The organism is Methanobrevibacter sp. UBA412 (assembly GCA_002495685.1).
GTDB classification, from domain to species: domain Archaea; phylum Methanobacteriota; class Methanobacteria; order Methanobacteriales; family Methanobacteriaceae; genus Methanobrevibacter_A; species Methanobrevibacter_A acididurans.
The window spans coordinates 74,367-88,709 of the sequence record DAGJ01000016.1 but is presented as its reverse complement, the minus strand read 5'-3'; the positions used below and the strand labels follow the sequence as shown (position 1 = coordinate 88,709).

General features: G+C 26.5%; 13 protein-coding genes and 1 pseudogene. 6 read left to right on the top strand and 8 right to left on the bottom strand.

Annotation, left to right across the window (positions count from 1 at the left end; genetic code table 11):
* From BP997_RS04815 to rfbD, 7 genes and pseudogenes are all read right to left on the bottom strand, one after another.
* Positions 1 to 404, bottom strand: a pseudogene (locus tag BP997_RS04815) (glycosyltransferase family 2 protein); the annotation flags it as partial.
* 30 nt (positions 405 to 434) lie between these two features.
* Entirely contained in the window at positions 435 to 2,084 is a 1,650-nt protein-coding gene (locus tag BP997_RS04810) for a glycosyltransferase family 2 protein (protein WP_413825338.1), read from the bottom strand.
* Between the two features lie 17 nt (positions 2,085 to 2,101).
* Positions 2,102 to 3,115, bottom strand: a complete 1,014-nt coding sequence (gene rfbB / locus BP997_RS04805; RefSeq protein ID WP_413825340.1) for a dTDP-glucose 4,6-dehydratase — start codon at positions 3,113 to 3,115, stop codon at positions 2,102 to 2,104.
* Between the two features lie 20 nt (positions 3,116 to 3,135).
* Entirely contained in the window at positions 3,136 to 3,699 is a 564-nt protein-coding gene (gene rfbC, locus BP997_RS04800; protein WP_413825343.1) for a dTDP-4-dehydrorhamnose 3,5-epimerase, read from the bottom strand.
* Positions 3,700 to 3,718: 19 nt separating this feature from the next.
* Entirely contained in the window at positions 3,719 to 4,588 is an 870-nt protein-coding gene (gene rfbA, locus BP997_RS04795) for a glucose-1-phosphate thymidylyltransferase RfbA (RefSeq protein WP_413825346.1), read from the bottom strand.
* A 19-nt stretch (positions 4,589 to 4,607) separates the two neighbouring features.
* Complete coding sequence (locus BP997_RS04790; protein ID WP_413825349.1) at positions 4,608 to 5,444, bottom strand: methyltransferase domain-containing protein; 837 nt, start codon at positions 5,442 to 5,444, stop codon at positions 4,608 to 4,610.
* Positions 5,445 to 5,474: 30 nt separating this feature from the next.
* Positions 5,475 to 6,308, bottom strand: coding sequence for a dTDP-4-dehydrorhamnose reductase (gene rfbD / locus BP997_RS04785; RefSeq protein WP_413825352.1), 834 nt, complete (start codon positions 6,306 to 6,308; stop codon positions 5,475 to 5,477).
* Between the two features lie 270 nt (positions 6,309 to 6,578).
* On the opposite strand from rfbD, the gene BP997_RS04780 reads away from it, so the two are divergent.
* The 6 genes from BP997_RS04780 (at position 6,579) to mmp11 (ending at position 12,472) form a co-directional block, all read left to right on the top strand.
* Complete coding sequence (locus tag BP997_RS04780; RefSeq protein ID WP_413825354.1) at positions 6,579 to 7,823, top strand: nucleotide sugar dehydrogenase; 1,245 nt, start codon at positions 6,579 to 6,581, stop codon at positions 7,821 to 7,823.
* A gap of 30 nt (positions 7,824 to 7,853) precedes the next feature.
* Positions 7,854 to 9,104, top strand: a complete 1,251-nt coding sequence (gene hacA / locus BP997_RS04775) for a homoaconitase large subunit (protein ID WP_413825357.1) — start codon at positions 7,854 to 7,856, stop codon at positions 9,102 to 9,104.
* 11 nt (positions 9,105 to 9,115) lie between these two features.
* Positions 9,116 to 9,601, top strand: a complete 486-nt coding sequence (locus BP997_RS04770; RefSeq protein WP_413825359.1) for a 3-isopropylmalate dehydratase small subunit — start codon at positions 9,116 to 9,118, stop codon at positions 9,599 to 9,601.
* Positions 9,602 to 9,707: 106 nt separating this feature from the next.
* Positions 9,708 to 10,721, top strand: a complete 1,014-nt coding sequence (locus BP997_RS04765; protein ID WP_413825362.1) for an isocitrate/isopropylmalate family dehydrogenase — start codon at positions 9,708 to 9,710, stop codon at positions 10,719 to 10,721.
* Between the two features lie 347 nt (positions 10,722 to 11,068).
* Entirely contained in the window at positions 11,069 to 11,485 is a 417-nt protein-coding gene (ribH, locus tag BP997_RS04760) for a 6,7-dimethyl-8-ribityllumazine synthase (protein ID WP_413825365.1), read from the top strand.
* Between the two features lie 51 nt (positions 11,486 to 11,536).
* Positions 11,537 to 12,472, top strand: coding sequence for a methanogenesis marker protein 11 (mmp11, locus tag BP997_RS04755; protein ID WP_413825368.1), 936 nt, complete (start codon positions 11,537 to 11,539; stop codon positions 12,470 to 12,472).
* An 81-nt stretch (positions 12,473 to 12,553) separates the two neighbouring features.
* Here the strand turns inward: mmp11 and BP997_RS04750 are convergent, their stop codons facing one another.
* Positions 12,554 to 14,275, bottom strand: a complete 1,722-nt coding sequence (locus tag BP997_RS04750) for a glycosyltransferase (protein ID WP_413825371.1) — start codon at positions 14,273 to 14,275, stop codon at positions 12,554 to 12,556.
* Positions 14,276 to 14,343 lie beyond the last annotated feature (68 nt).

Sequence of the window (14,343 nt, the reverse complement as noted above, 5' to 3'; positions counted from 1 at the left end):
ACCTCAAAAACATAATTATTTAAATAGAGTAAATTATTTTTCAAAATTTTTTCATGTAACTGTAAAGAATTTACAGGAAATGTTTTTTTACCTTCATATTGCCCTTTAAGAATATAATGAACTAAGGGATTAATACCAGAGTCTATAATCTCGGGATAAGCATTTAAATATTTATTACCATTAAATTTTAAGCTAGGATATTTTCCTTCATTGCCTCCATAAAATAAATAATGGGTTAATGGATCAATTCCGGATTTAGCTACATTATAATAAGTATTTAAATAAAATTCTTTATCAAATAAATCTGTGTCTAAAATTTTTTTATATGCTTCTTCGTAAAGGGAAGCTTTCTTAACATTGAATTTTGATTTTTTAAGAAAGCTAAGTTGTGATACATCATTCATAATAATTTATACTCCACTAATCTCTTAGAATTATTTCTTTTTAAATGTCCCGATAATAGAACGTAATGGTTTAGTAACTTTCCAAGAGTTTGAATTAATCATTTCTTCAATTATATTATTTTTTGATTCAATGATTACTTTTTGATTAGATATTTCTTCATTTTGATTATTTATTATTTGATTTAAATTAATCAAAGCCTTATCTTTTTCATTAATAGCCTTATCTTTTTCACCTATATCAGAATAAGCTTTTATTAATTTATTATTATTATTTTCAATTTCTTTTTGTTTTAAAACAAATTGTTCTCCAATTTGAGAATTAGACAAAATTTCGATTTTGAATTTTATTTCAATATATTTAATGTTTTCAAAATCGCCTACAATCAAATATTCGGGGTCAGGGGTTGTGAAAATTTGTTTGTTTTCATCTAATACATTTTCACAATTATATCTTCCTACTTTAAATTTCTTATTATTTGAAGTAATAGATAAAATTTGACAAAGACAAAAAGCATTCTCTACTGGGTCAAAACGTATGTTTTCAATTTTATTAAAATTTTCCACATTAAATTTTAAATCTATAATCTCATCTAAACTATATTTTAAAACAATTTTATCTTTTTCATTAAAACCTTCCCCAACATCAATGTATAAATTACTTAAATATATAGGGTTTATATATTCATCAAAAAATTTATATTTTATTAAATAATCTAATGCATTCATTTTCCCCATATCAAGCAGTTTTTCTTGATTTGAAAATGGATATTCTGGAAAATTTTTTTCAAAAAGATTTAAAATTCTTGTAGGAAATTTATCAGACAAAATTTTTAAGTTATTGAAAATTTCTTTTTGATCCTCAAATGTAAAATTAATATTTAACATCCAAAATATATTATCATAAGTAAATTTTAAAGCTAAAAAGTATATTAAATCTTCATATTTGGGACAATTATCTTTTACTTCCAATATTAAAAGAATACATCTTACTAAATCTTCATTATTTTTTTTGGAAATTGATTGAGTTATTGAGGAACCATCTTCTTCGTAGCGATAGTGATATGTTGAATCCGTTGTAACAATGATTTTATTGGAATTTATTAAAGTTTCGACAGAAGTTATATTATCTTCATATAAAATAGATGGAAAATTTAGATAAGGGAATAGTTTCTTTGAATAAATCTTATTCCAAGAAGCTGTTGCAAATATTATTTCTGGAACATCATTTAAATTAGTAATAATATGATCTTTTTCATAAATTTTTTGATGAATATCCTTTGGAGGGATTGCACCATCAGGATTAAATAATTCATATTTATAGATTACTAAATCTGTATTTTCATTAGTTAAAAATAAATTTAAGCAATTTTCATATGCATTTTCAGAGATATAGTCATCACTATCTAAGAATGTGACATAATCAGCAGTAACATACTTTAAACCCAGATTACGAGTAGGCCCTAAGCCTTGATTTTTTTCTTGCTCGATTATTTTAATTGAGGGATATTTATTTGCATACTCATTAACAATGCTCATACTGTTATCTAAAGTGCAATCATTGACAACAATTACTTCAATATTTTCTATCCCTAATGATTGATTTATTACAGAATCTAAACATTCTTTAATATAATTTTCTACATTATATACTGGGATTATTACACTGATTTTATAAGTCATCTAATCACATTTTTATTTTATTTCAAAGTATTTCCATACATTTTTTTATAATATTCTTGATATTCTCCACTTTTTACTTTATTCATCCATTTTTGATTTTCAAGATACCAATTGATTGTTTCAACAATCCCGGTTTCAAATGTATATTTAGGCTTCCATCCTAATTCTGTCCTAATTTTATTAGAATCAATAGCATAACGTTTATCATGACCTAATCTGTCATTGACAAACTTTATTAATGAATAATCTTTATTTAAAGCGGATAAAATTAATTTAACAATCTCAATATTCTGTTTTTCATTATGTCCCCCAATATTGTATATTTCTCCCAATTTTCCTTCATGAAGAACTAAATCTATAGCTGTACAATGATCATAAACATGTAACCAATCCCTAATATTCTTTCCATCACCATAAATTGGTAAAGGTTCATCTTCTAAAGCATTAGAAATCATTAATGGTATTAATTTTTCGGGAAATTGATAAGGACCATAATTATTAGAACATCTAGTAATGTTTACAGGCAAATCAAATGTGTTATGATATGCTCTTACCATTAAATCTGCACTTGCTTTTGTTGCTGAGTATGGACTATTAGGTTGAAGGGGTGTTTCTTCTGTAAAATATCCTGTTTTCCCTAAACTTCCATAAACTTCATCAGTAGAAACTTGTAAAAATTTTTTAATATTGTGTTTTTTTGCAGCATTTAACAAATTTTGTGTTCCTAATATATTTGATTTAATAAATATCTCTGGATCTTTTATACTTCTATCAACATGGCTTTCAGCCGCAAAGTTAACAATGTAATCAACTTTAGAAACTAAATTATCAATAAGTTTTTTATCTGTAATATTTCCTTTTACAAAATTATAATTTGGGTTTTTTTCTATTCCTTCTAAGTTTTCAAGATTGCCACAATAAGTTAAAGCATCTAAATTTATGAATTTATAATTTGGATATTTTTCAATCATATATCTAATGAAATTACTTCCAATAAATCCTGCTCCACCTGTAATTAAAATTTGAGTCATATATATCCCTTATATTGTTTTTAAAAATTTGTTTCAGTATCTTTCATTAATTTCCAGTTTTGATCTTTTTCTGATAAAAGAATATCTTCTTCATTTATTTCATCTAATGGCCATTTTATACCGATATCTGGGTCATTCCACAAAATTCCACCTTCATCATCAGGAACATAAAAATCTGTACATTTATAAACAAATTCTGCTTCATCGGAAATTACAAAAAATCCATGAGCAAAACCTTTTGGAATGAATAATTGTTTTTTGTTATCTTCAGATAATGTTTCACCAACCCATTTTCCGTATGTATTTGAATCTTTTCTCAAATCTACCGCAACATCGAAAACTTTTCCTCGGATTACTCGAACTAATTTCCCTTGAGGATGGTTATATTGGAAATGTAAACCTCTTAATACTCCTTTGGTTGATTTTGATTGATTATCTTGAACAAATGTTAAATTTATTCCTTGATCTTTAAAATCATTTTCATTGTAAGTTTCCATGAAATATCCTCGGTCATCACCAAAAACTGTTGGTTCTACTGTGAAAACATCCTCAATTTCTTTTTTTATAATTTTAAATTTTCCCATATTATCATTATCCTAAAATTTATGATTTTTTAGCTAAATTAATTAAATATTGACCATAATCTGTTTTTTTCAATGGTTCAGCTAATTCTAATAGTTTTTCTTTAGAAATATATCCTTTATTAAAAGCTATTTCTTCTAAACATGCAATATAAAGACTTTGTCTTTTTTGAATTGTTTCAATAAAATTTCCTGCTTCAAGTAAACCTACATGTGTACCAGTATCTAACCAAGCCATTCCTCTTCCAAGTAATTCAACTTTTAATTTATTTTGATTTAAATAAGCTTCATTTATTGATGTTATTTCTACTTCACCCCTGTCTGAAGGTTTAACTTTTTTAGCTATTTCAATAACATTATTATCATAAAAATAAAGCCCAGGAACAATATAATTAGATTTAGGATTTTTTGGTTTTTCTTCTACAGATAATACGTTTCCGTTATTATCAAATTCAACTACACCAAATGCTTCGGGGTTATTTGTATAATAACCAAATATAACAGCACCTTCTTTTAATTTTGTAGCTTTTTCTAAAATTTCAGTTAATCTATGCCCATAAAAAACATTATCTCCTAAAATTAAGCATACATTATCTTCACCAATGAAATCTTCACCAATGATGAAAGCTTCTGCTAAACCTTTAGGTTGTGCTTGTTCTTTATATGTAAATGAAATTCCTAAATCAGAACCATCCCCTAAAAGATCTTTATACATTGGTAAATCTCGGGGTGTTGAAATAATTAAAATTTCTTTTATTCCTGCTAACATCAAAACAGAAATAGGATAATAAATCATTGGTTTGTCATATAATGGTAACAATTGTTTTGAAACCGCTTTAGTAATTGGATACAAACGAGTTCCTGATCCTCCAGCTAATACTATTCCTTTCATTTTTAACCTCTTAAACTATTTATAATTTTTTTATTTTATTAGCCCATTTAATTGCTTTTCTATTTTTAAACTCATTAATTTCATGATTTAAATGACTTAATTCATCATCTTTTATTTTTAATTTCTGATTTAAATGACTTATTGTTTCATTTTTTAATCTTAATTCTTGATCTAATTTACCTCTCATTTCCCATTTTTCATCATAATTCAAATTATTTAATTCATTAAGAGAAAAATTTTTGGAAGGAGTATTGTCCCCATAAACAACTATAATTTGCTCTTTTAAAAAATAGTTTCCAGCATCAAAAAAAGTTGGTTCTACTTCTTTATAAAATAATAATTGTTTAGAATCCAAACTTAATGGAAATGAATCATAATCAAAATAGAATAAATGTTCTTCATACAATGGATTTTCTCGGAAAGGAACAGCAATAATTAAATATTTACATTTTTTTGATAATTTTTTAGCAATAAAGAATGGATCTTTAAAGTGTTCTAAGGTATGAGAAGTAATTATTACATCAAAGTTTTTATCTATGTCAAAAATATCATCACATATAAAAGAAACTTTATGATTTTTATAATTGTTATTAGCTTTTTCTATTGCTGCTCGTGCGAAATCCACACCGATAACATTTGATTCTGGAAAATTTTCATGCAATAATTGAGATCCTTCACCCATTCCACAACCCATATCACATAAAGAGTAATTATATTTTTTTATTTCTTTTTTTAACCATTTAGGTAATCTTTCAATTAGAATTTGATAATGGAGAAAAGACTGTTCTGGGCCGTGAGCTTCTTCCCAGTCAGTTTCAAATCTATGTTGCCAATAATTTTTATCATTCATATTCATAATTTTCACTTTTTTTATAAAAATTTAAATTCAACAAGTTAGTAAATATTCTTTTAATGCTTCTTTATAATTTCTTAAAGGTTTAAAACCCTGTTTAATCCATTTATCATTGCTTAAGACAGAATATTTTGGTCTTGGTGCAGGTCTTGGGAATTCTTCGGTTGTAACTGGTGTTACTTTAACATTTATATTTGCAAGCTTAAAAATCTCTTTTGAAAATTCATACCAAGAACAGCTACCTGAATTTGTTAAATGGTAAACACCATATTTATCTGTTTTAATAATTTCTGAAATTCCTTTAGCTAAATCATAAGTAAATGTTGGTGATCCTATCTGATCATTTACAACATTTATTTCATTATGGGATTTTGATAAATTTAACATTGTTTTAACAAAATTATTACCCTCACAACCATATAGCCATGCTGTACGTATAATAAAGTATTCATCAAGTATTTTTTGAATAAATTGTTCACCCTCTAACTTAGTTTTTCCATAAGCTGTTTGGGGGCCCAAATTATCATTTTCTTTAAGTGGTTCGGTTTTTTTACCATCAAAGACATAATCTGTGCTAATATGTACTAATGGAATTTTTAAATCTTTACAAACAGTAGCTAAATTTTTAGGACCTAATGCATTCACTTTATGAGCTTCTTCATAATTTGTTTCACAATCATCGACATTAGTATAAGCTGCAGAATTTATCAAAATATCTGGTTTCATTTCATTAATTTTTTCAATAACTAAATTTTTATTTGTAATATCTAAATTTTTAGAGTTATATAATATTAATTCATGATTTTTCAAAGTTCTTTGTAAATCATGACCTAACATTCCACTTGCACCGGTTATTAATATTCTCATGAAAAAACCTTCTAAATTTTATTACTTTTTTTAAAATTTTTCTATAATTATATTAATACAATTTATTATATTAATATTGTATAAATTTTGCTCAAATAATAATGTTAAAATTGATAAATTAAATAATTTAAAATTTATATAGTTTTATAAATTTTAAGAAAAAAATAATTAAATAAATATATTTATTAATAAATTAAATATTTAATTGATTTAAAATAATCTTTTTAATCTAAATTAAAAAACAAATAAATTTAATAGCTGGTAGTGAAAATGAAAATTTGTATAATAGGACAAGGTTATATCGGACTTCCAACTGCTGCTCTTTTTGCTAAAAATGGATGTAATGTTTTAGGAGTAGATATTGATGAAGAAATTGTTAATAATCTGAATAAAGGTAAAATACATATAGAGGAACCTGGAATTGGGGACATAATAAAGAAAGCTGTTGAAAAAAATGTTTATCATGCTTCAATGAACCCTGAAAAATCCGATGTTTTCATAATTACTGTTCCTACCCCATATATAAAAGAGAATTATAGTTGTGATTTAAGTTATGTTATAGCAGCTTGTAATGAAATTTTAGACTATGTTGAAAAAGGTAATACAATTATTGTAGAATCAACTATTGCACCTATGTCAACAGATAATATTATAAAACCTATATTTGAAGATAAAGGATTTATTATTGGGGAAGACATTTATTTAGCACATTGCCCTGAAAGAGTTCTTCCAGGACAAATTATAAACGAATTAATCAATAATGATAGAATTGTAGGTGGAATAACTCCATTATGTAGTGACAAAGCAGCTGAAGTATACTCAATTTTTGTTAAAGGAAATATAATGAAAACTGAAGCAAAAACTGCTGAATTATCAAAATGTATGGAAAACACTTTTAGAGATGTTAATATTGCATTAGCTAATGAGTTAGCTAAAATTAGTGCTGAAATAGGTGTGAATGCATTAGATGTTATAAAATTAGCAAACAAACATCCTAGAGTAAATATTCATTCACCTGGACCTGGAGTAGGTGGACACTGTTTAGCAATTGATCCTTACTTTATCTATGCTTTAGCTCCAGATACAGCTAAAATAATTAAATTAGCTAGAGATACTAATAAAAGTATGCCATCTTTTGTATCTGAATATGTTGAAAAAATTTTAGATACTGAAAAAGATGCAAAAATTGCTATTTTAGGAGTTTCTTATAAAGGAAACACAGGAGATACAAGAGAAAGTCCGGCTTTTGAGATTATTAATCTTTTAAAAAACAAATATACTTTGTCCATTCATGATCCTCATGTGGAAAATGATAATTATGAAAGTTTTGAAGATGCTACAAAAGATGCTTCACTTTGTTTAATTTTATCAGATCATGATCAATTTAAAAACTTAGATTATGATTATATTTTTAATAATATGAAAAATCCTATAATATTTGATACAAAAAACATTATTGAAGATGTTCCTAATAATATAACTCTTTATAATTTTGGTAATTTATATAAAATTTAATTGGAATTGTATTTAATGGAGAGTTAATTTATGTCAATGACAATGTCTGAAAAAATTCTAGCTAAAGCATCACAAAAAAATAGAGTAGATGCTGGTGAAATTGTAATTGCTGATATAGATATAGCTATGATGCATGATTTAACTGGACCTTTAGCTATTGAATCTTTTAATAAAATTGGAACTGAAAAAGTTTGGGATAAGAATAAAGTAGTAATTCCATTTGATCATCAAGTACCAGCAGACTCTTTGACTTCTGCTAATAATCATATTTTAATGAGAGATTTTGTAAAAAAACAAAATATTAAAAATTTTTACGATGTAAATGAAGGAGTTTGTCACCAAATTCTTCCGGAATTTGGTCATATTGTGCCTGGAGAAATTGTTGTTGGGGCAGACTCCCATACTTGTACCCATGGTGCTTTTGGGGCTTTTTCAACTGGTATTGGATCTACAGATATGGCAATGGTATTATCAACAGGAAAATTATGGTTTAAAGTCCCTGAAACAATTCAATTCAATATTGAAGGAACACTAAAAGATAATGTATGCTCTAAAGATGTTATTTTAAAAATAATTGGGGATATTGGGGCTGATGGTGCAACATATAAATCTTGTGAATTTTCAGGTTCTACAATTAAAGATATGGATATATCAGATAGAATGGTTTTATCAAATATGGCTGTTGAAATGGGAGGAAAAACTGGATTAATTGAACCTGATGAAAAAACTGTTAATTATGTTAAAAAACATTCCAATAAAAATTTTAAAATATATAAAACAGATAAGGATGCAGCTTCTTTAAAAGTTATAGATTTTGAAGTTAATAATCTTGAACCTCAAGTTGCTTGTCCTAATAATGTAGATAATGTTAAACCTGTGAGTGAAGTTGATGTTGAATTAGATCAGGTATTTTTAGGATCATGTACTAATGGAAGAATTTCAGATTTAAGAGATGCTGCAAAAATTTTAAAAGGGAAAAAAGTTGCAAAAAATACAAGAATGTTAATTTATCCTGCATCTAGAGAAACTTATTCTAAAGCATTGGACGAAGGATTAATAAAAATATTCATAGAAGCAAATGCTCTTGTGATGAATCCATGTTGTGGTCCTTGTTTAGGAGGGCATACTGGATTAATTGGGCCTGATGAAATAAGTCTCAGTACATCAAATAGAAATTTTAAAGGGCGTCAAGGTAGTCCAGAAGGTAAAGTTTATTTATGCTCACCTTCAACTGCAGCAGCATCAGCAATTGAAGGGCGAATAACTAATCCCAATGAATAGGAATAGATATTATGAAAGGAAAAGTTTGGAAATTTGGAAATGATATTGACACTGATATAATTCTTCCTGGAAGATATTTGATATATACAGATGAAGAAACTTTGTCTAAACATTGTATGGAAGGTATATGTCCAAATTTTAAAGATAAAGTTAATAAAGGTGATTTTATTGTTGCTGGAAAAAATTTTGGATGTGGTTCATCTCGAGAGCATGCCCCTATAGCTATTAAAAATTCAGGTATTAATGTTATAATTGCAGAATCTTTTGCAAGAATATTTTATAGAAATTCAATTAATATTGGTTTACCTCTTCTTGAAACCCCCAATATAAGTGAGTATATAGAAGAAGGGGAAGAATTAGAAATAGATTTTAAAGATGGATTAATAATTACAGAATCTGGAAAAACTTTTAAATTTAAGAAATTACCTCCTTTTATGTTAAATATACTTAAAAATAATGGTTTGATTAATTATCTTAAAAATCAAAATCAACTTTAATTTTTTTTATTAATTTAAAATAAAAATTAAAAAATTTTAAAATATTTACTTTTAATATAAAATTAAATAAATAAAAAAACTTTAAAAAATTACATTAGGTGGATATATGTATAATATTACTGTAATTCCTGGAGATGGAATAGGAAAAGAAGTCATGAAAGCAACATTATCTGTTTTAGATGCTTTAAATTTAAATTTAAATTATACTTTTGCTGAAGCAGGTGATGAATGTTTAGAAATAAATGGAGAACCTTTACCTGAAAAAACAATACAATTATGTAAAAAATCTGATGCTTGTTTATTTGGTGCTGCTGGAGAAACTGCAGCAGATGTTATAGTTAAATTACGTCAAGAAATGGAATTATTCGCTAATTTACGTCCAGTTAAATCATATCCTGGGACAAATGCACTTTTTGAGGATATAGATTTTATGATTGTTAGAGAAAATACGGAAGGATTATATAAACAAGATGAAGAAAAATATACAGAAAATGGAGCAGAAGCGAAAAGAATAATCACTAGACAAGCTGAATCAAGAATTTGTGATTATGCATTTAAATATGCGCTAAAACATGGAAAAAGTAAAGTTACGGGTGTTCATAAAGCTAATGTTTTAAAAAAAACAGATGGTTTGTTTAAAAAAATTTTTTATGAAACTGCTGAAAATTATAAAGATAAAGGTATTGATGCAGAAGATTTTTATGTTGATGCAACAGCAATGTATCTTATAACTCAACCAAAAACATTTGAAGTTTTAGTAACAACTAATCTTTTTGGGGACATATTATCTGATGAAGGTGCTGGTCTTGTAGGAGGATTAGGACTTATTCCTTCAGCAAATATTGGTGAAAATGGGGCTCTTTTTGAACCAGTGCATGGATCCGCTCCAGATATTGCTGGAAAAGGAATAGCTAACCCTTTAGCAATGCTGCTTTCTGCTGTTATGATGCTTAACTATTTAGGAGAAACTGAAGAAGCTGAAAATTTAGATAAAAGTATTTTAAAAGTTTTAAAAGAAAGTAAAAATTTAACTCCTGATTTAAATGGAAATTCAACAACTGATGAAATGGCTGAAGCAGTTAAAATAGAATTATTAAAATTAAATAAATCATATATATAGAACATACTAAATTTTTTTAAAATGAGAAAAATTAAGTTGGATAGAGCATTAAATTTTTAAAAAGTTTTTAGATAAAAAAAATTAAATTATAAATTTGATAATTTTTTATTTTTTTAGTTAATATTATAAATAAAATTAATTAAAAATATAAGATATATTTATATGTGAATTTTTTTAAAAGAAATTTTTCTTTTAGTATTATTTTAACAAATTTTGAGGAGATAATTATGGATAGGATGAAAATTATTGCAATATTTATTATATTAATTATGGTATTCAGTGCTGTAGCTGGATTCTTATTAATGTTAGCATAAATGAATTAATTTAAATGATTGGAGGAATAAAATATGGCAAAATATAATATTGGTGCAGTTGTTGCTGAATTTAATTTTGATTTAACTAAAATGATGTTAGACTTAGCTAAAGAAGAAGCTAAAGTTCTTAATGCTGAAATAACAAAAGTAATTATAGTTCCTGGTGTTTTTGATATGCCTTTAGCTATTAAAAAATTATTAGAAAAAGATGATATTAATGCAGTTATTACATTAGGTGCTGTAATCGAAGGGGCAACAAATCACGATCAAATTGTTGCACAACAAGCATCTCGTAAAATAACAGATTTATCTTTAGATTATAACAAACCTGTAGCTTTAGGTATTAGTGGCCCAGGTATGACTAGATTAGATGCACATAAACGTATAAATTATGGTAAAAAAGCTGTAGAAGCTGCAGTTAAGATGTGTATGAGATTAGAAGAAATATAAATTTAATTAATAATATTTTTTTTATTTATTTAACATTATTAGAATGATATTATGGAAATTTTAAAACCTAATGATTTAAAGAAAAAATTCAATGATCCATGGGTAGCACCATATGAAAAAGAAATAACCATGGTAGATGGAAACACTGTTGAACTTGTTGAATTTCATCCATGTGTATCTGGTTCCCACTGGTTAATGCACCAATACAAAAACAGTAGCGAATTAATTACTAATGCTTATAGAGATGGAAATAGACATGTTTTCACTTGTAAAGTTGGGAAAAAGCCTATTAATTTAAAAGCTAGTTTTAATGCTGCAGGTATTGAAGAAGTTAGTGTTAGTGGTAATGAAGTAAAAATTGTTCATACTGGACTTGCTGGTGCAGGTGTTGGAGCTGCTATGTGTAGAGGTATGGGTGATGGAGTTAAAAGAGTTGAATTAATTGAAATAGGTGGTGGATCCAAAATTGGAAAAGCCGCTGTAATAACCCCAAAAATGGAAAAAATTGTTATTGGTATTGATGATACAGATACTAAGGATTCTGGAGCAACATGGACAATGGCACATAATGTTGGGATGGAACTCAAAAAAGAAGGTTTTGAATATTTAGATCATATTATTGTTCAATTATATCCAAATAATCCACATAAAACTCAAAATTGTGTTTCTATTGCATTAACTTTTGCTGTTTTACCCGAACAAAAAGAAAAATTAATTAATAGAATTATAGAAATTCTTAAAAGAGATACTTTATCAGATAAAACAGCTATAGCCGTATTAGAAGGTTTAAAAATACCTAAAAAATTAAGAGAATATGCAATAAATACTAAAAAAGGAATGATGAACATAAAAACAGCCGAAGATGTAGCTAAAAAATTAAACATTCCATTAATTAGTGTTACTGGTGATCAAGGAAAAATAGGAGCTTTAGCTGCTTTAGGCCTCTATAATGACCATGAAGAAGCAGTTAAAGTATATAAAGATTAATTTTTTACTATTTTTTTATATATTATATTATTCACTATAAAAAAAATTTTTATAGTGAAATATTTTAAATTTAAACTTTTTTTAATTTGTATAAAATTCTATAAACGAATTTTTATTTGATGATAAAAATTGTGAAGATGTAGTTTCATTCATAGAATCATCAAAAGATAATTCAATAACATTATTCCCACTATAAAATTTTAAAGTTTCATTATTCTTAATATTTTTACCATTAAACATTCCTATTATATTTCCATTATCTGAGACAGTATATTGTGAGTCATTTTTAAATGATCCAGAAATAGTTTTAATATGTTTTCCATTTAACGTTATATTTACTTCTGTTTCATTAGATTTATGAGCAAATATTTGGAAATTCTCCTTTAAAACTGTTGAATTGTTTAGATTTGATGAATTAATTGTATGAGAAACAATTGAAGAATCAAATATTCTATTTAAACGACTGTTAGATATTACATCTCCTGAACTAACATCTAAATATCTTCGAGCATCCGATGGTATTCTTAAAGTATTTGCTTCACCTGGCCTAGTTTCATTCACTGAATAGGTTGTATCACCAAGCTCAATCGTATCACCAATGTCCATTTGCATAGTAGTTAAAGCATCCTGTGGAACCCTTATAAAATTTGTTTCATTTTCAATAGCACTATCAACTGTATACGGCCCTCTAACAGATATTGTTTGTTGTTGGTCAGGATGTGAAAATATTATAAGATTTCTAGAAGTTGGTTCTACTGAAATCACCCCATCATTAATAGTTGTTGCACTCATAAATGTTGTTAACATTAAAATTAAGATTAATCCACACACTAAAAATGGGAAATGCATTTTAAGAAAAGATTTTAATATTGATCCCCTAGATCCTTTTTTAAGAATATTAAAAGATTTGGACACTAATTTGATTACATAATAAATTGTTAGTATCACACCTATAACTGCAATTATAGAACCTAAAAATAATGGTATGGGTTGAACAAAAAATATTGTGAAAAGACCTAAAATTATAAGTGAAAGACCCATGATAGCCATTCTTATATAATTTCCAAGAGTATCCATCATTGTCACACGGCCGTATTCAACCGCCCTATTAATAATTGTTCTAACAACTTCATTAGCCATTTTATTAAGATCTGATAATGGGGACATGTCATGTTTGATGTTTCCGATGTCTACTTCTTGAATTCGAATTCCATGCACATCTGCATCTAAAACAATACCTACATCCACACCATAATCTTCTTCAAACTTTATTTTATTTAATGCAGTTCTTTTTCCTGCAAATTGTCCACTTAATGGTTGTTCAAATACTATTTCTGGGAAGAAAAATTTTAGCAATGGTTTCGCGGTAAGCTCTGTTACTCTCCCACTTTCTCTTGCAAATTTTGTTTTTGTTATATCTGTTTTTCCTTCTAGTATAGGCTTAATTATATTATCAACTTTTTTTGAGGTGAGATTAGATATGTCAGCATCTATAAATGCAACTATATCTGATTTTGTATTTTTAAAACCTGTTTTAATTGCAGCACCTTTACCTAAGTTTGATTTATGACTTATAACTTTAGATCCTGCAGACATAGCTTCTTTTACAGTATTATCTGTGGATCCATCATCAACTACTAAAATTTCATTAACATAATCTATTTTTTTTATTACCGTTACAATTTTAGCAACTGTTTTTTCTTCATTATAAGCAGGTATTACAACAGAAACAGATGGGTTTTTATTATTTGTAGTTTTAATTGATGCTAATAAAAATACAATTAAAACTATAAACCAGGACATTATTTTCTTACCTCAACTTTATTATTATATATCAAAAAATTTATCTATTTTAATATATTTATTTTAGA

Bases quoted from the DNA above. Each gene is read 5' to 3' on its own strand.
- ribH (WP_413825365.1), top strand. From the start codon at position 11,069: ATGGCAAAATATAATATTGGTGCAGTTGTTGCTGAATTTAATTTTGAT.
- BP997_RS04765 (WP_413825362.1), top strand. From the start codon at position 9,708: ATGTATAATATTACTGTAATTCCTGGAGATGGAATAGGAAAAGAAGTC.
- BP997_RS04770 (WP_413825359.1), top strand. From the start codon at position 9,116: ATGAAAGGAAAAGTTTGGAAATTTGGAAATGATATTGACACTGATATA.
- hacA (WP_413825357.1), top strand. From the start codon at position 7,854: ATGTCAATGACAATGTCTGAAAAAATTCTAGCTAAAGCATCACAAAAA.
- BP997_RS04780 (WP_413825354.1), top strand. From the start codon at position 6,579: ATGAAAATTTGTATAATAGGACAAGGTTATATCGGACTTCCAACTGCT.
- rfbC (WP_413825343.1), bottom strand. From the start codon at position 3,699: ATGGGAAAATTTAAAATTATAAAAAAAGAAATTGAGGATGTTTTCACA.
- BP997_RS04790 (WP_413825349.1), bottom strand. From the start codon at position 5,444: ATGAATATGAATGATAAAAATTATTGGCAACATAGATTTGAAACTGAC.
- rfbB (WP_413825340.1), bottom strand. From the start codon at position 3,115: ATGACTCAAATTTTAATTACAGGTGGAGCAGGATTTATTGGAAGTAAT.
- rfbD (WP_413825352.1), bottom strand. From the start codon at position 6,308: ATGAGAATATTAATAACCGGTGCAAGTGGAATGTTAGGTCATGATTTA.
- BP997_RS04810 (WP_413825338.1), bottom strand. From the start codon at position 2,084: ATGACTTATAAAATCAGTGTAATAATCCCAGTATATAATGTAGAAAAT.
- BP997_RS04750 (WP_413825371.1), bottom strand. From the start codon at position 14,275: ATGTCCTGGTTTATAGTTTTAATTGTATTTTTATTAGCATCAATTAAA.
- mmp11 (WP_413825368.1), top strand. From the start codon at position 11,537: ATGGAAATTTTAAAACCTAATGATTTAAAGAAAAAATTCAATGATCCA.
- rfbA (WP_413825346.1), bottom strand. From the start codon at position 4,588: ATGAAAGGAATAGTATTAGCTGGAGGATCAGGAACTCGTTTGTATCCA.